We start from the raw sequence: 19,208 nt of genomic DNA, 5'->3' as shown, positions 1-19,208 counted from the left end.
CGGTCCCGGGTGCGCAGGAATTTTCGGCCCGGTGCGTTGTGTGGGCTTGATTGCGCTTAATTAAAGCGTCAGAGCTTAATTGAGCTTTTTGTCCCATCGATTCCTACACGAAATCGGAGGCCTGTCAATCAGGAAACGACGTCCTTACGCCGGAACCGGCGGAACGCGAAAGCCAGCAGCACGGCCGCGTACGTGACCGCGATGGCGGTGCCCTTGATCATTCCGCTGTAGTCGGGGACCGGGGCGAGGGCGTCGAGCCAGGCGGTGTTCCAAAAGGTCGGCAGGAATTCGCGCAGGCCGCCGAGGGCCTCCACCGCCTGCAGGATGGTGCTGACGATCACCAGGCCGACCGCGCCGCCGACCGCCCCCAGCGGCGAGTCGGTGCTCACCGACAGCAGGAACGCCAGTGATGCGACGACCAGGTTGGTGACCATGGCGTACAGGATGACGATTCCGAATTTCGGCAGCACGTCCAGGGCCGCGATGACCTCGCCGGTGCCGGGCACCCGCACGTCGTTCCAGCCGAACGCCAGCGTGCCCGCCAGCACCGCCATCACCGGCACGACCGTGACGGCCGCGGCCGAGTAGGTCAGCGCGACGATCAGCTTCTGGCGCAGCAGGCGGTCGCGGGGGATCGGCGCGGCCAGCAGGTAGCGCAGCGACGACCAGTTGGCCTCGCTGGCCACGGTGTCGCCGCAGAACAGCGCCACCGCGACCATCAGCAGGAAGCTCGCCGAGACCGACAGGGCGAACGCGGCGAAGTTGAGGCCGCCCTCCATGGCCAGGTCGGAGATCCGCAGGCCGTTGCCGTTCCGGTTGTTGTTCGGGCCGAACTGGAAGGCGATCACCAGGATCCACGGCAGCGCCGCGAGCAGCCCGAACATGACCATCGTGCGGCGGCGGCGGAACTGGCGGACGAACTCGACCCGCAGCGGGAGGGTGCGCCCGGGCGCGTAGCCGGTCGCGGTCATGCGTTCTCTCCGATCAGGTCGAGGAACACGTCCTCCAGGCGGGTGGAGCCGTTGAGTTCGCCCCGGCGCAGCAACTCGGCGACCGGACCGGCCGAGACCAGGCGGCCCCGGTGCATGACGACGGCGTGGCTGCACGTCTGCTCGACCTCGCCGAGCAGGTGGCTGGACACGATGACGGTCCGGCCCTCGGTGGCGTACGCCTTCAGCACCCGGCGCATCTCGGCGATCTGGGGCGGGTCGAGCCCGTTGGTGGGCTCGTCGAGCACGAGCAGGTCGGGCAGGCCCAGCATGGCCTGGGCGATGGCCAGGCGCTGCCGCATGCCCTGGGAGTAGGTGCGCACGGCGCGTTCGACGGCGGCGCCGAGACCGGCGATCTCCAGCGCCTCCTCCAGGTGGGCGTCGCCCTCGGGACGGCCGGTGGCCTGCCAGTAGAGCTTCAGGTTGTCGCGGCCCGACAGGTGCGGCAGGAAGCCCGCGCCCTCGACGAAGGAGCCCAGCCGCGACAACACCGGCGAGCCCGGCACGACCTTCTCGCCGAAGATGCGGATCTCGCCCCCGTCGGGGTGGATGAGGCCCATCATCATCCGCATCGTGGTCGTCTTGCCCGCGCCGTTGGGCCCGAGCAGGCCCAGGACCTGCCCCTTCTCGACCCGGAACGACAGGTCGTCGACGGCCTTGTGGCCGTTCTTGTAGCGCTTGGCCAGCCCGGTGATCTGCAGCGGCACCTCGGCCAGCGCCGGGTCGGGCGCCACGGCGGCGCGGCGCGGACGGCCGGTCAGCAGGATCACCGCCGCCGCCAGGACCGACGCGAGCGGGAACGCCCACGTCCACCAGGCGGGGCCCTGGGCGGGCGCGGCCAGACCGGCGTCGACCGGCATCGTCAGCGTCGTGGAGGCCAGGCCCACCCTGTGCACGCTGGGCTGCGCCGGGAGCGCGTAGGCCATGTCGGTCGTGGTGATCGCCAGGCGCAGCACGTGGCCCGCCTCGACGCGCCGGTCGATGGCCGGGAGGGTGACCCTGACCGGTGTGCCGGTCGGGGTCGCGGCGACGCGCAGCGGCGCGGCCAGGCCGCCCGGCAGCACCGCGAGCTGGCCGGAGGCGGCGTCGTAGAGCTTGGCGAAGAGGGTGACCTCGCCCTCGCCGTACACCTTGATCTCGGCGGTGGGCGAACCGGTCACCGTGAGCGTGCGGTCGAGCGGGCGGGTCTGGAAGACCGCGACCTGGCCGGGCAGGTCGAGCGAGGCGCCGGCCGACCCGCCGCCTCCCGTGCCGCCGCCGAGCAGGCCGCTCAGGCCGGGCACCGAGGAGATCGCGGCGGGGCTGCCGCCGGGCGGGGTGGCCACCTCCTGGTCGGGGCCGAGCAGGTCCAGGTCGGTCGTCACGGTGCCGCCGAGGCCGGGGTAGGCCGCGCCCTCGGCGTGCAGCAGGACGTTCTGCCGGGTGCCGGGGTCGCGGCCGCCGTCGCGGGAGACGGTGAACCCCTGGCCGGTGGCCGCGCCGTCCTTCTTCAGGTGGGCGTCGAACCAGTTGAGGGTCTGGGCGAGGACGAAGTCGGCCTCGGCGTCGCCGCCGTCGTGGCCCCCGGCGATCCAGGCCACCTCGACCGGGGCGCCGGTCGCGGCGATGGCCTTGGCGTTCAGGTCGGCGTGGCCGAGCGGGAAGAGCGAGTCGCGCTGCCCCTGGATGATCAGCGACGGGACCTTGATCCGGCCCTGGACCGACTCGGGGCTCGACCGGCGCAGCAGGTCGACGGCCTCGGGGGTGGCCTTCCCGGTGGCGGCGATCTGCTGGTAGACCGCGCAGATCGCCGGCAGGAACCGCCCGCACTGCGCCTGCTCGGGGGTGACCCCGCCGGGCGCGGGCTGCCCGGTGGAGCCGTTCAGCAGCCGCGCCAGCCCGTCGGCCTGCGAGGCCGGGTTGAGCCCCGACCCCCCGGCGCTGAAGAAGATCCCGGCCCACATCTTCTTGAACACGCCCGTGGCCGGACCGGCCCCCGACGCCTCGGGGAACAGGGCGTCGGCCAGGTCGTACCAGGTGATCGAGGGCGCGATGGCGTCGACGCGGGCGTCGTAGGCGGCGGTCATCAGCGCGATCGCGCCGCCGTAGGAGCCGCCCGCCATGCCGACGCGCGGGTCGCCGGCCGCGTCGAGCAGCACCTCGGGCTTCTTCGCCAGCCAGTCGATGAGCTGCCGGACGTCCTTGACCTCGTAGTCGGGCGAGTTGAGCGCGATCTCCCCGGTCGAGCGCCCGAACCCGCGCGCCGACCAGGTGAGCACCGCGTACCCCTGCTCGGCGAGCTGCCCGGCCTGCTCGCGGACGCTGGTCTTGCTGCCGCCGAACCCGTGCCCGAGCAGCACCGCGGGCGCCCTGCCCCCGCCCTCGGGCGGGAAGTAGGAGGCGTCGATCAGCACCCTCTGGTCGTCGGCCGGGCCGTCGACGACGGGGATGACCACGTCCTGGCCCTGGGGGAGCCCGTCGGACGGCCAGGCGATCCAGATGATCCCGGCGGCGGCCACGAGCACGGCGGCGAGCACGGCGAGGCCGCGCCGGCCCCCGCGAAACGTCATATCGCGAGAATATCGGCGCTGGCTGAGAGTCCGCTGAGGACACGATACGCCCCGGGAACGGCCCGCCAGCCGTGCTCGGTCCAGACCTCCACCGCCCGCCGGGGGATCTCCACGGTGACCGGCACCGTCTCGCCCGGCCCGGCCTCGCACGTCGTGAACGCCGCCAGCCAGCGGGCCGGGCGGTCGCCCGGGTCCTCGGGGGCCAGGTAGACCTGCACGACCTCGCGTCCGGGCCGGTCGCCCGTGTTGGTCAGGGTGACGGTCACCGTCATGCCGTCGACGGCGATCCCGTCGTACGACCACGTCGTGTAGCCCAGGCCGTGGCCGAACGGGAAGGCCGGGGCGGTGTCGTGACGGTCCCAGGCGCGGTAGCCGATGAAGCGGCCCTCGTCGTAGGTGAGGACTCCGTCGGCCGGTGTGACGTTGGTCACGGGGCAGTCGTCGAGCGTGGCGGGCCAGGTGGTCGGGAGGCGGCCGCCGGGTTCGGCGGCGCCGGTGAGGACGTCGGCCAGGGCGTGGCCGCCCTCCTGGCCCGGGAACCAGGTCAGCAGGATCGCGGCGACCTCGTCGCGCCACGGCATCTCGACCGGTGACCCGGCGTTGACCACGACGACCGTGCGGGGGTTGGCGGCGGCGACCTTCGCGACGAGCTCGTCCTGGCGGCCGGGCAGCCGCAGCGACGTGCGGTCGAAGCCCTCGCTCTCGACCTCTTTCGAGGTGCCGACCACGACCACGGCCACGTCGGCCTCCGCCGCCGCCGCGACGGCCTCGGAGATCATCCGGCCGGTGGTGGGACGGGGGCCGCGGTGGCAGAGGGCGAAGCCCACGAAGGGCGGCGAGACCGGCAGGTGGCGCACCGTGTGGACCAGGCTGACCACGACCGGGCCCGGCAGGTCGGCGAGCACCTCGTGCTGCGGGGGGAGGAAGAACGCGGCCATGGGGTCGCCGTCCGGAGGCCCCACCACCCCGTCGAAGAGGGTCTGGCCGTCGGCCTCCAGGGTGAAGCGGCCGGTGCCCTCGACGGCCAGCGTGTTCCAGCCCGGCGCAGCGTCGAGCACTCCGCTGATCTCGACGGTGTGCAGCTCCTCGTAGGGGACGGGCAGCACGTCCAGCCAGAGGAAGGAGCCGTCGCGGAGCGGGAACTCGCCGAGCACCCGGCCGGCCCTGTCGCGGGCCGTCGCGGTGGCCGCCATCGCGGCCGGGGCCACCCGGACGCTCGCGTCGGCGCCCCGGCTGAAGACGACGTCGACCCCGGCGGCCCTGAGGCCTTCGAGGGGCGAGACGGCGTGTTCGGGGAACACCAAGGTGCTGCCGCCGCCCATGATCCGGGCGTCGGCGGCCAGGCCGCCGATCAGCGCGACCCTGGCGGCGGGCGCGAGCGGCAGCACGCCGTCGTTGGTCAGCAGCGTGAACGACCGGGCCGCGATCTCCCGGGCGAGCGCGGCCCCGTCCTCCGCGTCCCTCTCCGAGAGGTCCACGCGGGCGTGCAGGGCCTTCCGCCGGGCCACTTTCAGATCGACGAGCTCCTCCGGTACGCGTCCCGCCCGCACCGCCGCGGCCAGCGGCTCCCCGTAGACGCTGGCCGGCCCCGGCATGGCCAAGTCGAGCCCGCCCAGCGCGCACCCGGCGGCGTCGCGGGCCGCCGTCCAGTCGGACATCACGACCCCGTCGAACCCCCACTCGCCGCGCAGCACGCCCTCGATCAGCTCGGCGTGCTCGCACATCGGCACCCCGTTCACGCGGTTGTACGCCGCCATCACCCCCCACGGCGCAGCCCTGCGCACCACCAGCTCGAAGGGCGCCAGGTAGAGCTCCCGGAGGGTGCGCTCGTCCACCCGGACGTCCACGGTCATCCGGTCGGTCTCGGAGTCGTTGGCCACGAAGTGCTTCACCGTCACGCCGACCCCGCCCGACTGCACCCCGGTCACGTACGCCGCCCCGATCTCCCCGGTCAGCAGCGGATCCTCGGAGAAGCACTCGAAGTGGCGTCCGCCCAAGGGGGTGCGGTGCAGGTTGACCGCCGGGGCGAGCAGCACGTGCACGCCCTTGCGGCGGCACTCGGCGGCGAGCGCCGCCCCGGCCCGGCGGGCCAGGCCGACGTCCCAGGTGGCCGCGAGCGCGGTGGAGGAGGGCAGCGCCAGGGCGGGGTCGCCCGCCATCCAGGAGGCGCCCCGCACCCCGACGGGGCCGTCGGAGGTCACCAGCGAGGGCAGCCCGATCTCGGGCGCGGCGGGGAGCGTCCACATGTCCTGCCCGCCGATGAGGGCGGCTTTGCGATCGAGGTCCATTGCGATAGCTCATCCTTTGATTGCGCCGCGAGTAAAGAGAACGGCACAATTCGCGCGTGGCGACTGGAACAACGATGCTCACGCGGGTGCCCCGCCAGGTCGTGGCCTGGGGCCTGCCCCTCTGGTCGCGTGGCCTGCCGGGCCGCCCGACCCCGCCCGACCTCTTCCGGGTGCTCTACACGGCCTGGATCGTGGCGTTCTGCCTCAAGGTGCTCGGCGCGTCCTGGGACGTGTCCTGGCACTTCCGCTGGCTGCGCGACGACCTCGCGCCGCCCCATCTGATCAACACGGTCGGCACGATGATCGTGGTCGGCCTGACGATCGTGCACTGGTACACCGGCTACGGCGTCGACAGGGCGGCCCAGCGGCTGATCCTGTGGGGGACCGGCACCTTCCTGGTCGCCATCCCGCTCGACCTGATCAACCACCGGATCAACGGCCTGGACATCACCGCGTGGAGCCCGTCGCACGCGCTGCTGTTCATCGGCACCGCGTTCATGATCGCCGGGGTGATCCGGAGCTGGTACGTCGGCGCGCCCCCGGGCCGGCGGCGGACCGTCGTGCTGGCGGCGCTCTTCGGCTTCTTCCTGGAGAACGCGATCTTCCCGAGCGAGCACCAGGAGTACGGCGTGATCGGCCTGGCCGCCTGGGTGCGCGGCGAGCCGGAGGCCGAGCCGTCGCTGCTGGCCTTCGCCGCCGAGGACCTCGGACGGCCGGTCGACCTGATCGCCGTGCAGAACTTCGCGCTGCCGGTGCCCGACCAGGTCTACTCGCTCTGGGCCGGGATCGTCGGCATGGCGATCCTGGTGGCGGCGCGGGCGGCGACCGGATACCGGTTCACCGCGACGCTGGTCGCGGCCGGTTACGTCGCCTACCGGATGGTGATCTGGCCGCTGCTGGCCGGGGTGGGCTTCCCGACCTCGGCGATCCCGTTCTTCCTGCTGCTGGCCGCGGTCTGCGTCGACCTGGCGTTCCTGATCCCCGTGCTCTACGCGCGGGTGGTCGTCGGGGCCCTGCTGGTCACCGGCGGCGTGTTCGGCGGGCTCTGGCTCCAGGACGCCTACCTCGTCGCGCCGCCCTACGCCCCCTGGGCGTGGCCCTACGCGATCGGCGGGCTGGCGGTGGCGTGGCTCGTCGTGGAACTCGTGGGCCGGCGGCTCAGCCGCCCGTCCGCGTGATGACGACGGCCACGCCGTAGGCGAGGCCCAGCACGGTCAGCTCGACCGCCGCCCAGGCCGCGAACGCGGTCGGGCGGCGGGCGACCACCCCCGGCAGCAGCCGGAACCGGATGTTGGCGCCCAGCAGGGCGATCAGCCCCGCCAGCACGGTCTTGACGACCACCAGCAGGCCGTATTCGGTCGTCACCAGCGAGGCGGGGAACGCCTCGGCGGGGGAGAGCAGCAGCTCCACGATCCCGCTGAACAGGCCGGAGGCGGCGACCACGAGCAGCGCCGTGGTGGCCAGCCGCGAGAACCTCGGCAGGGTGCGGCCCAGCAGCTCGCGGTCGGAGGCCAGCAGCAGCGCCACCGCGAGCAGCCCGCCCGTCCAGAGGGCCGCGCCGATGACGTGCAGCTCCATGGCGACCATGCTCAGGTCGTGCCAGTACCAGTTGGTGGCGTGCCCGGTCACCGGGAGCGGCAGCAGCCCGAACACGGCCGCGCCGACCCGCAGTTCGGCGGGCACCTTCTCGCCGAACCTGACGGCGAACATCCCGATGGCGGCGCTCAGCGTGGCCGCCGCCGCGCTCACCACCAGCCCCTGCCCCGAGCCGATCGCGTCGACGAACAGCGGGACGTCGGGGAACCGGTCGGGCATCACCTCGGCGGCGCTCAGCAGCGTCGCCACCAGCGCCGCGAACGCCCACACGATCGCCGAGTAGACCGCCCAGCGGCGGGCCCGGGACGCGGCCGGTTCGGTGGCCTCCGGGTGGTCGAACCCCAGCAGCTTCGGCAGGAGGCTGAGGCCGACGGTGACGAGCGCGGCGACGTCCAGGACCAAACGGGTCACCGGGAGCCCGAACTCGACCCAGGGGCCCGCTGCGGGCAGCCCGAAGGGCGGTTCGGGGAGGGTGGCCCACGTGGCCACCACGACGGCGGTCAGCCCGGCGCCGGCCAGCCCCGCCAGGGGCAGCGCGCCCAGCCGCCGGTCGACGGCGGCGGGGCGGGAGTCGAGAAGGGTCATGCGAGGGTCCGGTCGTGGGCGGGGGGCGTCGAGCCGGCGCGGCGCGGGCGCGACTCGTGGCGGTGCAGCACCCAGGTCGACAGGGCCAGCATCAGCAGGGCGAAGACCAGCAGGCCCCAGACCCAGCTGCCGCCCGAGGCGGCCGGGATCGGGGCCGACACCGCGCCGGGCGCGGGCGCCAGCGTCGCCGCGGCGCCCGTCGGGGTTCCCCCGCCCGAGGGGGTGTACGTGAACCGGATCGTCCCGGTCACCGGGTGGCCGTCGTTGGAGACGATCTGCCAGCCGATGACGTACACGCCCCCGGAGGGAAGGGGTTTCACCGTCGCGGTCACGATCTCGTCGCGGACCGTCAGGCCGGCCTCGTAGCGCGCACCGTCGGGGCCCGTCAGCGCCAGTTTGGCGAAGTCGGGGCGGACCGGCTGGTCGAAGGTCAGCGTCACCCGGTCGAGCCGGGAGACGGTCGCGCCGTCGGCCGGGTCGCTGCTCTTCAGGACGTTGTGGGCCGACGCCGGGAGCGGCAGCAGCAGGACCGCCAGGAGGACCAGCGGGACGGTGAGAAATCGCACGAATGGCAGGGTAAGCCCGGGCCGCGTGAGCGTCACCTTTCTCACGCGGCCCGGACGCCTCGGCGGGCAGAGTCGTTCCGCCCCGATGACCGTGAACCTAAGCCGCGTGATCAGGTGAGTCAATGTCTTCTTTTAAGAAAGTTTACTGATAGTACTGCTTTAAGCCGCTCTTAAGCCCCGCTTATCCGGGATAGGTGAACAGATGCCCGCACATGCCGTCGCGCGGCTCGCCGGACGCCTCCTGGATGCGCGCCTCGCGCAGGTAGTCGTAGTCGCCCCGGCGCAGGGACGCGAGCTGCTTCTCGGTGTCCTCCACCGCCTTCAGCGGGCCCTCGCGCCACAGGTCCTCGAAGTCGTCGAGCCGGTCGCCGACGAGCCGCACGGCGTGCTCCAGGAACTTCTCGAACCCCGGCCGGCCCGCCTCCTTGAGCTGCCGGAAACCCTCCAGCGCCAGATCGCGCCGCCAGCGCGGGGCCATGCCGGCGGCCCGGTTGTAGTCGCCGCTCAGCACCGCGTTGGGGAAGGTGAACACCGCGTCGCCCGCCTCGGGCAGGCCGCTGTTCTGCATCACCACCACGATCTTCAACCCGCCGTCGTTCACTAACCGGTGGACGGTGCCGGGGGTGAACCACACCACGACCCCCGGCACGAGCGGGGTCTCGTGGTAGCCCTCCCAGGTCAGGGTCTGCACCGACCCGCTGCCCGCCACCACGACGTAGGCCTCCGCGCACAACGTGTGCAGATGCGGCGATCCGCCGCAGCGGCCGTCGGCGCCGGGCCATTCGTAGACACTCAGGGCGGTGACGCCTATGCCGAACATGCGTGCTCCTTCACGTACGCGACCAGCCGGGGCCGGTCCCAGGCCCCCGAGCAGACGACGACGCGGTAGCCAAGCCGCATGCTCTCTCCAGGCGGCAGGTTAACAATCTCGTCGAACGCGATCGAGGGGTTGACCGCCGCGAACGGCGTCGTCCGCACGAACCACGTCACCGGGACCGGGGCCTGGAAGAGCAGCGTCGACGATCGGTCGACGCCGTCGTGGCGGCCGACGTAGGCCAGCCACCGGGAGGTGCGGCCCATCATGTCAGGGCCCTCTCCGGTCTCGGCGATCACCTCGCCGTGCTCGAAGGAGCGCGGGCCGCGCCAGAAGAGGCCGCAGTAGCCCGCCATCGGGCGGCCGTTGGTCGTCGGGCTGCCGAACACCAGGCCGGCCCCCCGGACGTTGCGGAGCGTCGTGGCGAACTCCAGCGCCCACGAGTCGTCCTCGACGTCGGTCACCCGGAACTCGCGCAGCTCGTCGATCCAGTGCTCCCCGTCGCGGGTGTGCCAGCTCAGCCGCTGGACGCCCGGACCCTCGAAGCCGTCGTGCCGGATCGTGCCGGTGTTGGGCAGGTCGACGTAGCCCGCCGCCTCGCGGACGTAGGTGCCGCCGCCCCAGAAGTTCTGGCCCGACAGGTCGGAGACCGTCATCGCCAGGCCCTTGTGCCAGCGGTGGTCGTGCGGCCGGAAGGCGCTTACCAGATCGCCGTCGAGGGTCCTGATCGGGTGGAAGTAGGGCTTGGGCGACTCGAAGACGTCGGTGTCGCGGTCGTCGTAGACGTAGCGCAGGATCTCCACGCCGCGTTCGTCGTAGATCAGCTCGTCCACGCGCCGCCGTCCAGCCGGTGGTAGAAGGGGTCGTCGGGGGTCAGCTCGGCGCGGGTCACGGGGCGTCTGCGGTGGGCCGAGGCGTAGATGCCGGTGGCCAGTTCCAGGGCCTGGCGGCCCTGGCGGGCGCTCATCGGCGGGCGCTCGTCCTTCTGGTAGGCGTCGAGCAGCGCCGCGAGCTGGGCCTCGTGGGAGCTGGGGCGGTCGTCGGGGGGTTGCCACAGGTCGGTCGTGGCGGTCCAGTTCTCGTTGCGGTAGCCGTACAGATGACGGAGTTCCACGGTCGCCTCGGTGAAGTCGAAGCGCAGGTAGCTCTCCTCGCGGCGGGACAGCAGGCTCGTCACGACGGAGGCCAGCGCGCCGGTGGTGAAACGGACCGTGGCCATGGCGACGTCCTCGTACTCGACGTCGCGGTCGAGGGTCGCGGTCGTCGCGCTCACTTCGGCCCAGTCGCCCAGGATCGAGAGCATGACGTCGATCTGATGGATCGCGTGGCCGACCGTCGGGCCCCCGCCCTCGGTCCGGAATCGGCCCCGCCACGGGACCGTGAAGTAGTCGTGGTCGCGGAACCAGGTCGTCACGCACTGGGCGACCAGCGGGCGGCCCAGCAGCGGCGCGATCTCCTTCAGGTGGACGGCGCCGGAGCCGAAGCGGTGCTGCGAGACCACGGAGGCGTAGCCGGGCCCTTCGGCGGCGGTGATGGCGTCCCACTCCGCAAGTGAACGACACGCGGGCTTCTCGATCCACACCCAAGCGCCCGATTTGAGACATTCGATCGCCTGGACGGCGTGCACGCCCGGCGGCGTGCACAGGTGCACCAGGTCCGGGCGCTCGCGCTGGAGCAGCTCCGCCACCGACGAGTAGGCGTGGGGGACGCCGTGCTCACGGGCGAACCGCCAGGCCCGGCCCAGGTCCACGTCGGCGACCGCGACCACCTCGGCCCGGCCGGCCTCCGCCCGGAGCGCCGGCATGTGGCAGACGCCGGCGATCCCGCCGGTCCCGACGACGGCGACCCGGATCATCCGGCCATCCCTTCAGGTTGTGACCCGCGCGGGCGCCCACGCTCCCAGGGGCGCCCGCACGGGCGTCTCACCTCACGACGAACGTCGTGAGCGATCAAGGGCCGGGGTTCCGTCCGGAGGACGTCGTAACATGCGGAAACCCGTTTCCCGAAAGTTTCATAAGATTACCGAGACTTTTCGTTGCGGGTAACGTAAAGGCTGCACACGGGGCGCGTCAACGCCCTGCGGTGGAAACGGTTGCCGGAAAGAGTCAGAGAACCCATCCGACGAGCCAGGCCGTGAAGACGAGCCCGGTCGCCGCGGGGAGGATCAGCACACCCGGCGCCCGCTCGCGGAACGCCGCCACCACCGACAGGGCCGTCGACACGACCGCCAGCGCGCTGGTCCAGAAGATGATCGGCGGGATGCCGACGGCGAAGGCCACCTCGTCGTCCACCGAGAGCACGCTCCAGGCCACGATGGCGCAGAAGACCGCGCCGGTGATCCCGGCCAGCAGGGTCAGCAGGCCGTCGCGGCGCACCGTGAGCGCGCCCCCGGCGATCTGGAAGAGCGACAGCAGCGCGAACGCCCCGAGCGGCGCCAGCACCCACGGCGCCCCCGCGGCCGTGTAGGCGGCCCCGGTGAAGTGGACCGAGGCCGGGTCGATCGTCGCCCGGGGAGGCGTGGCGGCGTCGCAGGGGGCGGGGGCGGCCGGGTCGGCCAGGAACGCGGTGATCGTGCGACGGCCGCACTCGCTGCCCAGGAACACCCCGTGGCCGACGCCCGCGAACTCCTGGAACCGCGCGCCCGGCAGGTTCTCGGTGGCCCGGCTCGCCGCCGCCGACGGGGTGGTGGGGTCGTACTGCCCGGCCAGGATCAGGACCGGGGCCTGGGTGATGGCCCCCTCCTCGCCGGAGGGGGGCAGCCGCCACTCCGCGCACACCGTCGCGTCGTTGTCGGCGGTGAACAGGCGGCGGTCGGCGAAGGTGTTGGCGGGCGCCTCGTCCTGGCACTGCACGGCGTAGTAGAGGCCCCACTCGTGGCTGGTCAGCGCGCCGCCGGCGCCGTCGACCAGCGGCTGGAGCAGGTCGGTGTGGCCGCCGGCCAGGCCGTCGATCAAGGCCGGCAGGATCGGCAGCGCCTCGGGGTCGGCGAACGACTCGGCCAGCAGGGTGGCGACGTCGTCGCCGGTCAGCCGGACCATGACGCGACGGCGGGTGAGCGGGTCGCGGGTGGCGAGGGTGACCGGGTCGGCGTTGAGGTTCCGGACGGCGAGGTCGAACCGGGCGGTCACGCCGAGGCGGTCGAGGGTGCTCCGCAGGGCGGCGGGGGCCTCGTCGTACCACTGGCTGCGCTCGGGCAGATAGGAGTCGAGCACGAGCGACTTGGCACCGTCGGGGTCCATCGCGGCGGCCAGCAGCATCGCGCGGGTGGAGTAGCTGACGCCGAACAGGGTCCACTTGTCGTAGCCGAGCGAGCGGCGCAGCTCGACCACGTCGGCGGCGATCTCCTGGGTGCGGTAGCCCCGCAGGTCGACCGTGAGCCGCGCCTTGCACGTGCGGGCCGCCAGCCCCATCGCCCCGTTGGGCGCGGGCGCGGGGGTGGCCGTGATCGGCATGGGGCTGGGGCTCGGGCTGGCCGTGACGGCGGTGGGCGGCGCGAGGTCCTTCAGGATGCCGTCCACGATCTCGGGGCATTCCAGGCGGGGTTCCGACCACCGCCCGCCGCGCTGCTCGATGACCACGACGTCGCGGTCGGGCGCGATCGAGGTGATCAGCTCGGTCAGCGGGATCGAGGCCGAGCCGGGGCCGCCGCTCATGAAGACCACCGGCTCACCGGCCGGGCTGGCCGCCTTCCTGATCGCGTAGCCCACCTTGATCGTGTCGCTCTGGTAGGCGTCGCGCCGCTCGGGCACCAGGAGGTAGCCGCACGTGGTGCCCTCCGGCACGGCGACCGGGCAGGGCCGCTCCTCCATGTCCGCGCGCGCCCGTGCGGACGCGGGAGCTGAAAGTCCCATGAGCGTGACGGAAGCCGCGATCAGGCTCACCGCCGTCTTCCATCCGGGCACCCGTCAACCTCACTGCCAAATCCGCACTTGATGGGGGATCGCACGCGATTTCACGTGATCTCCGCCCGGACCACGGCAGAACCCTAGCGGCAAGGGCCGAGTAACAGCTCCACAACGGCCGTTGATCCCGTGGAAAACGCGATGTAACCTCCGTGCCATCAAGGGAAACTATCGGAATTTCATCGAAAGTTTCTTGGAGTCCATTCCCAGGACGGAAGGAACCACCGATATGTCGCTGACACGACGCGCAGTGGTGACGGCGGCTGCCGCCGCGCTGCTGCTGGCGGGCTGCTCATCCCCGAGCGAGGAAGCGCCCGCAGCCGGGGGCCAGGCGGCGCAGGAGAAGGTCGTCATCGACTGGTGGCACATCCAGAACATCGAGCCCATGTTGCCGGTGTGGGACGCGATGGCCAAGGAGTACATGGCCGCCCACCCGAACGTGACGATCAACATCAACCCGCTGGAGAACGAGGCCTTCAAGGCCAAGATGACCACGGTTGCGCAGTCGGGCGAAGGCCCCGACATCTACCAGACGTGGGGCGGCGGCGTGCTCCAGCAGCAGGCCGACGGCGGCATCGCCAAGGACATCACCGCCGACATCGCCGACTGGTCGGGCACCTTCAACCCGGCCGCCCTCGCGCCGTACCAGTTAGGCGGCAAGACCTACGGCGTCCCCTACGACATCGGCATGGTCGGCTTCTGGTACAACAAGGACCTCTTCAAGAAGGCCGGCATCGAGCAGCCGCCCGCGACCTGGACCGAGTTCCTCGACGCGGTCAAGAAGCTGAAGGACGCCGGCATCACCCCGATCGCCCTGGCCGGCAAGGCCAAGTGGCCGGGCCACTACTACTGGACCTACCTCGCGATGCGGATCGCCGGTCTGCCCGCCCTTCAGGAGGCGGCGACCTCCAAGTCGTTCGAGAACCCCGACTTCATCGCCGCCGGGCAGAAGCTCAAGGAACTGGCCGACCTCAAGCCGTTCCAGAACGGCTTCCTCGGCGCCCCCTACGACACCCCCGACGGCCAGGCCGCCGCGATGGGCGGCGGCAAGGCCGCCATGGAGCTGATGGGCCAGTGGGCGCCGACCGTCCAGAAGGACACCGCCGGTGACCTCGGCGAGGCGCTCGGCTTCTTCCCCTTCCCCGCGGTCGAGGGCGGCAAGGGCGCGGCCACCGAGGCGCTCGGCGGCGGCGGCGGCTTCGCCGTCGGCGTGGACGCCCCGAAGGAGGCCACCGACTTCCTGAAGTTCATCCTGTCGGCCGAGAACGCCCGCAAGGAGATCGCCACCGGCGCCCTCCTGCCCGTCGTCAAGGGCACCGAGGACGCCGTCACCGACCCGCGCGGCAAGATGGTCGTCGACGTCCTGGCCAAGGCGACCGGCTTCCAGCTCTACCTCGACCAGGCCTACCCGCCGGCCGTCGGCGCGCAGGTCAACGACAGCGTGGCCGAGCTGATCGCCGGGACCAAGTCGCCGGAAGAAGTGGTCAAGGCCATCACCGAGACCGCGCAGGCGGAGTAGTCGCGGCGTGAAGACGACAAAAGGACCGGAGAGCGCCGTCGCGGCCTCTCCGGTCCCGCGACGATTGGTCCCCCCGCCGCAGCCCCGGGCGAGCAAGAACCGGGGCAAGGCGCGGAAGCGGATCACCATCATCCTGTTCCTGCTCCCCGGCGTCATCCTGTTCTCGCTGCTGGTGCTGGCGCCGATCCTGCTGGCGATGTACTCCAGCGTCTTCAAGTGGAACGGCTTCGGCCTGCTGCCGACGAACTTCGTGGGGCTGGACAACTTCACCCGGCTGCTGGACAACGAGATCTTCCTCGGCGACCTGCGGCGCGGCGCGCTCCTGATCGTGTTGTCGCTGGTGGTGCAGCTGCCGCTGGCGCTGGCCATCGCGCTGCTGCTGAACCAGAAGATGCGCCTGCGGGCCCTCTACCGGCTGCTGTTCTTCGCGCCGTACGTGCTCAGCGAGGTCATCGCGGCCGTGCTGTTCAGCATGCTGCTGTCGCCGGAGCGCGGGCTGGCCAACGAGGTCCTCGGCTTCCTCGGACTCGGGACCTCCAGCTTCCTGTCCGAGCCCGAGACGGTCATGTTCTCGTTGTTCATCGTCATCACGTGGAAGTACTTCGGGTTCTACGTGATCCTCTACCTGGCCGGGCGGCAGAGCATCCCCAAGGAGCTCACCGAGGCGGCCCAGATCGACGGCTGCGGCCCCTGGCACGTGTTCCGCTACGTGACGCTGCCGCTGCTCGGCCCGACGATCCGGATCACGATCTTCCTGTCGGTGATCGGCACCATCCAGCTCTTCGACCTGGTGTACGTGCTGACAGGGGGCGGCCCCGTGCACGCGTCGGAGACGCTCGGCGTGACGATGTACGACATCGGCTTCAACCGCTTCCAGGTCGGTTACGCCAGCGCGATCAGCGTGGTGATGTTCCTGCTCAGCCTGGTCTTCGCCATCGGCTACCAGCGGTTCGTGCTCAAGCGCGACCTCGACGGGGCCACCACGACCATGGGAGGTGGCCGCAGATGAGCGTCCACGCGCGGGAACGCCGGACCACGCCGGCCAGGATCGCCCGGCCGATCGCCCTGCACACGATCGTCATCGTCATCGGCGTGTTCGTGCTGGTGCCGATCGTGTACGGCATCCTGGGCGGCTTCAAGGACAACCCGCAGCTCGCCAACAACCCGATCGGCCTGCCGGCACCGTGGGTACCTGAGAACTACACGAACGTGCTGGCGTCGTCGGACTTCTGGCGGCAGGTCTTCAACAGCTCCCTGATCGCGCTCAGCACGGCGCTGGTCACGGTGGCCGTCTCGGCGCTGGCGGCGTTCGTGTTCGCCCGGTTCGCCTTCCGGGGCCGGGAGTTCCTGTTCACCATCTTCGCGGCCGGGCTGATGTTCCCGTTCGCGGTGGCGATCCTGCCGCTGTTCATCATCCTTCGGTTCTTCGGCCTGCTGAACAACCCGCTCGGGGTGATCCTGCCCCAGGCCGCCTTCGGCCTGGCGCTGACGATCATCATCCTGCGCTCGTTCTTCCGGTCGATCCCGCACGAGGTGGAGGAGGCCGCCATCCTCGACGGCTGCTCGCCGTTCGGGTTCTTCTGGCGGATCCTGCTGCCGATGGCCCGCCCCGCGCTGGCCACGGTGTCGGTGCTGGCCGTCGTCAACAGCTGGAACAACTTCTTCCTGCCGCTGGTGGTCTTCAACGACAAGGTGTGGTGGACGCTCCCCGTGGGCGTGCAGCAGTTCAGCGGCCAGTATTCGGCCGACACCGCCAAGATCCTCGCGTACGTGGTCCTGGCGATGATCCCGGCGCTGGCCTTCTACGCGGTCGCCGAGCGGCAGCTCATCGGCGGCCTCACTGCGGGGGCGACGAAAGGGTGATCGGCGTCGTGCTCTCGCGGACCACCAGATCGGTGGCCAGCTCGACCCGGCGGGCCTCGGGGTGTTCCCCGCGGCCCATCGCCAGCACCATCCGGGTGGCCAGCGCGGCCATGTCCTGGAGCGGCTGGCGGACCGTGGTGAGCGGCGGCCACGCCGACTGGGCCAGCGGCAGGTCGTCGAAGCCGACCACGCTGAGGTCCTCGGGCACGCGCAGCCCGCGCTGCCGGGCCGCCTCGAACACCCCGAAGGCCTGCATGTCGCTGCCGGCGAAGATGGCCGTCGGACGGTCGGGCAGCGACAGCAGGGCATGACCGTGGTCGTGCCCGGCGTCGGCCAGGAAGCTGCCGTAGCGGATCAGGCCCGGCTCGACGGGCACCCCGGCGGTCTCCAGGGCGGCGCGGTAGCCGTCTATGCGGGCCCGGCTGCACAACATGTCGGCCGGGCCGCCGATCATCCCGATCCGGCGGTGGCCGAGCTCCAGCAGGTGCCGGGTGGCGGCCAGGCCGCCGTGCCAGTTGGTGGCGCCGACGGAGGCGACGCCACCGGCCGGCTCCCCTTCGGGGTCGACCACCACGAAGGGCATCGACCGGGCCGCGAGCTGGTTCTGGAGACCGGCCGACAGGCGCGAGGCGACGACGACGACGCCGTCGGTGCGGCGGGCGGCGATGCGCTCCAGCCAGTCGCGGCCGGGGCCGGCGTGGGTGTGCAGGACCGAGATGACCACGCTGGCCTCGGCCTCGCGGGCGGCCGTCTCGGCGCCCCGCACGATCTCCATCGCCCAGGGGCTCTCGATCTCGGCGAACACGAGGTCGATCAGCCCCACGGGGCCGTCGCCGGGGCTGACGCGGCGCTGGTAGCCGTGTTTGTGCAGCAGCCGTTCCACCCGCTGCCGGGTCTCCGGCGCGACTTCGGGGCGACCGTTGATGACCTTGGACACCGTGGGGACCGACACACCCGCCTCTTGGGCGATTACGGCGATCGTCACCCGCCTTTTCGCTGGCATGGCCGGAAGTGTATCCGAAAGGTTTCGGGTACGCGTACCTGGGGCGTCATTCCCGGTGGTAGCGCTCCCAGCTCTTTGTTGACGGTGCGCGAGCTGGATATCTATGCTGCGGCTTGCGAAATATTCGGTAACAGTCCGAAACTTTCAAGGGGAAGCGATGCCCGACCTGCGCGTGTCCGGATCTCACCTCGTCGACCCGTCCGGGCGTCCGGTGCGCCTTCGTGGCGTCGGGCTCGGCGGCTGGCTCAACATGGAGAACTTCATCACCGGCTACTCGGCCAACGAGTCGACCATGCGGGCGGCCGTCCGCGAGGTGCTCGGTGAGGAGCGCTCGGAGCTGTTCTTCGACCGCCTGCTGACCTCGTTCTTCGGCCCGGAGGACGCCGACCTCTTACGGGACCTGGGCATGAACTGCGTCCGGATCCCGGTCAACTACCACCACTTCGAGTCGGACGACCGCCCGTTCGAGATCATCGAACACGGCTTCCGCCACCTCGACCGCGTCATCGGCCTGCTGGGCGAGCGCGGCATCTACAGCGTCATCGACCTGCACGCCCTGCCCGGCGCGCAGAACCAGCACTGGCACTCCGACAACCCCACCCACATCGCCTCCTTCTGGCGCTACCGCCAGTTCCAGGACCGCGCGGTGCACCTGTGGGAGGCCATGGCCGACCGCTACAAGGACAACCCGTGGGTGGCCGGCTACAACCCCATCAACGAGCCCGGCGACGTGCACGGCCGGGTCGTCGGCCCCTTCTACGACCGCCTGGTCAAGGCGATCCGCGCGGTCGACCCCGGCCACGTGCTGTTCCTCGACGGCAACACCTACTCGACCGACTTCTCGATCTTCCGCGAGGTGTACGAGAACACGGTCTTCGTCTGCCACGACTACGCCCTGGCCGGCTTCGCGCACGGCGGCCCCTACCCCGGCGAGACGCGCGGCGAATGGGTCGACCGCTCGACCCTGGAGGCCACCTTCGAGAGGCGCACGGTGTTCCAGCGGGAGACCGGCACCCCCATCTGGGTGGGCGAGTTCGGCCCCGTCTACACCGGCAACCCCGAGGTCGACGCGCAGCGCTACCAGATCCTCCGCGACCAGCTCGAGATCTTCGACGCGCATTCGGCGGGGTGGTCGCTCTGGACGTACAAGGACGTCGGTCTCCAGGGACTCGTGACGGCCGGTGAACCTTACATCGGAGTTTTCGGCGACTTCATCGCCAAGAAGGGCCGTCTCGGGGCCGACCGGTGGGGCTCGACGATGGAGGAGATGGCCGGGGAGCTGGCGCCGCTGCACCAGTTCATGGAGGCGGAGTTCCCCTCCTGGGACCCCTACCCCTGGGGCGCGCGCTACCAGATCGACGACCTCATCCGGCACATCATGATCGCCCAGGCGCTCGTCCCCGAGTACGCCGAGGTCTTCCGCGGCCGCTCCGACGAGGAGCTGCTGGCCCTGGCCGACTCCTTCGCGCTCGCCTCCTGCGCCCGGCGTCAGCCCCTGCTCGACCTGCTCCACGAGAACCTGCACTAGGAGACC

Annotated in this window: 15 protein-coding genes; 5 read left to right on the top strand and 10 right to left on the bottom strand. The window is 71.4% G+C overall.

What is annotated here, in order from left to right:
- Nucleotides 1–128: 128 nt before the first annotated feature.
- The 3 genes from QSK34_RS11955 to QSK34_RS11945 are packed head-to-tail and all read right to left on the bottom strand — an operon-like array spanning nt 129 to nt 5,826.
- Nucleotides 129–971: an ABC transporter permease gene (locus tag QSK34_RS11955; RefSeq protein ID WP_285583217.1), complete on the bottom strand. Its 843-nt coding sequence runs from the start codon at nt 969–971 to the stop codon at nt 129–131.
- Nucleotides 968–3,538 (bottom strand): alpha/beta fold hydrolase, encoded by a 2,571-nt coding sequence (locus tag QSK34_RS11950; RefSeq protein WP_285583215.1) that lies wholly within the window; start codon nt 3,536–3,538, stop codon nt 968–970. Before QSK34_RS11950 ends, QSK34_RS11955 begins: the two co-directional genes overlap by 4 nt.
- Nucleotides 3,535–5,826, bottom strand: coding sequence for a beta-glucosidase (locus QSK34_RS11945; RefSeq protein WP_285583213.1), 2,292 nt, complete (start codon nt 5,824–5,826; stop codon nt 3,535–3,537). The genes QSK34_RS11950 and QSK34_RS11945 overlap by 4 nt, the downstream gene beginning before the upstream one ends.
- A 56-nt stretch (nt 5,827–5,882) precedes the next feature.
- On the opposite strand from QSK34_RS11945, the gene QSK34_RS11940 reads away from it, so the two are divergent.
- On the top strand, nt 5,883–7,004 hold the full coding sequence (locus QSK34_RS11940) for a hypothetical protein (protein WP_285583211.1): 1,122 nt from the start codon (nt 5,883–5,885) through the stop codon (nt 7,002–7,004).
- On the opposite strand, the gene QSK34_RS11935 is transcribed toward QSK34_RS11940, so the two are convergent.
- The 6 genes from QSK34_RS11935 to QSK34_RS11910 form a co-directional block, all read right to left on the bottom strand.
- Nucleotides 6,985–8,007 (bottom strand): CopD family protein, encoded by a 1,023-nt coding sequence (locus QSK34_RS11935; protein WP_285583210.1) that lies wholly within the window; start codon nt 8,005–8,007, stop codon nt 6,985–6,987. The genes QSK34_RS11940 and QSK34_RS11935 overlap by 20 nt on opposite strands.
- Entirely contained in the window at nt 8,004–8,573 is a 570-nt protein-coding gene (locus QSK34_RS11930) for a copper resistance CopC family protein (RefSeq protein ID WP_285583208.1), read from the bottom strand. The genes QSK34_RS11935 and QSK34_RS11930 overlap by 4 nt, the downstream gene beginning before the upstream one ends.
- 181 nt (nt 8,574–8,754) lie before the next feature.
- On the bottom strand, nt 8,755–9,393 hold the full coding sequence (locus tag QSK34_RS11925; RefSeq protein WP_161478985.1) for a cupin domain-containing protein: 639 nt from the start codon (nt 9,391–9,393) through the stop codon (nt 8,755–8,757).
- On the bottom strand, nt 9,381–10,220 hold the full coding sequence (locus tag QSK34_RS11920; RefSeq protein WP_285583205.1) for a DUF6807 domain-containing protein: 840 nt from the start codon (nt 10,218–10,220) through the stop codon (nt 9,381–9,383). The genes QSK34_RS11925 and QSK34_RS11920 overlap by 13 nt, the downstream gene beginning before the upstream one ends.
- A complete protein-coding gene (locus QSK34_RS11915; protein WP_285583203.1) occupies nt 10,208–11,242 on the bottom strand; it encodes a Gfo/Idh/MocA family protein in 1,035 nt (344 codons plus the stop codon). The genes QSK34_RS11920 and QSK34_RS11915 overlap by 13 nt, the downstream gene beginning before the upstream one ends.
- A gap of 250 nt (nt 11,243–11,492) precedes the next feature.
- Nucleotides 11,493–13,289 (bottom strand): alpha/beta fold hydrolase, encoded by a 1,797-nt coding sequence (locus QSK34_RS11910; protein ID WP_285583201.1) that lies wholly within the window; start codon nt 13,287–13,289, stop codon nt 11,493–11,495.
- 229 nt (nt 13,290–13,518) lie between these two features.
- Between QSK34_RS11910 and QSK34_RS11905 the strand changes: the two genes are divergently transcribed.
- The 3 genes from QSK34_RS11905 to QSK34_RS11895 are packed head-to-tail and all read left to right on the top strand — an operon-like array spanning nt 13,519 to nt 16,671.
- Nucleotides 13,519–14,808: an extracellular solute-binding protein gene (locus tag QSK34_RS11905; protein WP_285583198.1), complete on the top strand. Its 1,290-nt coding sequence runs from the start codon at nt 13,519–13,521 to the stop codon at nt 14,806–14,808.
- 7 nt (nt 14,809–14,815) lie between these two features.
- Nucleotides 14,816–15,817: a carbohydrate ABC transporter permease gene (locus tag QSK34_RS11900; protein ID WP_285583196.1), complete on the top strand. Its 1,002-nt coding sequence runs from the start codon at nt 14,816–14,818 to the stop codon at nt 15,815–15,817.
- The gene (locus QSK34_RS11895; RefSeq protein WP_161478990.1) at nt 15,814–16,671 is read left to right on the top strand and encodes a carbohydrate ABC transporter permease; all 858 of its coding nucleotides are present in this window, start codon (nt 15,814–15,816) and stop codon (nt 16,669–16,671) included. Before QSK34_RS11900 ends, QSK34_RS11895 begins: the two co-directional genes overlap by 4 nt.
- Here QSK34_RS11895 and QSK34_RS11890 read toward each other — a convergent pair.
- The gene (locus tag QSK34_RS11890; RefSeq protein WP_030454448.1) at nt 16,646–17,674 is read right to left on the bottom strand and encodes a LacI family DNA-binding transcriptional regulator; all 1,029 of its coding nucleotides are present in this window, start codon (nt 17,672–17,674) and stop codon (nt 16,646–16,648) included. The two genes, QSK34_RS11895 and QSK34_RS11890, sit on opposite strands and share 26 nt — an antisense overlap.
- Before the next feature lie 157 nt (nt 17,675–17,831).
- Between QSK34_RS11890 and QSK34_RS11885 the strand changes: the two genes are divergently transcribed.
- Nucleotides 17,832–19,202 carry a glycoside hydrolase family 5 protein gene (locus QSK34_RS11885; RefSeq protein WP_285583192.1) on the top strand — a complete coding sequence of 457 codons (1,371 nt, stop codon included), beginning with the start codon at nt 17,832–17,834 and terminating at the stop codon, nt 19,200–19,202.
- The last annotated feature ends 6 nt before the right edge of the window (nt 19,203–19,208 follow it).

Origin of the sequence: Herbidospora sp. NBRC 101105, from assembly GCF_030269205.1 — a bacterium.
Taxonomy (GTDB): domain Bacteria; phylum Actinomycetota; class Actinomycetes; order Streptosporangiales; family Streptosporangiaceae; genus Herbidospora; species Herbidospora solisilvae.
Note: the sequence above shows the minus strand (reverse complement) of the source record. Positions and strands in the feature narration are given on the sequence as shown.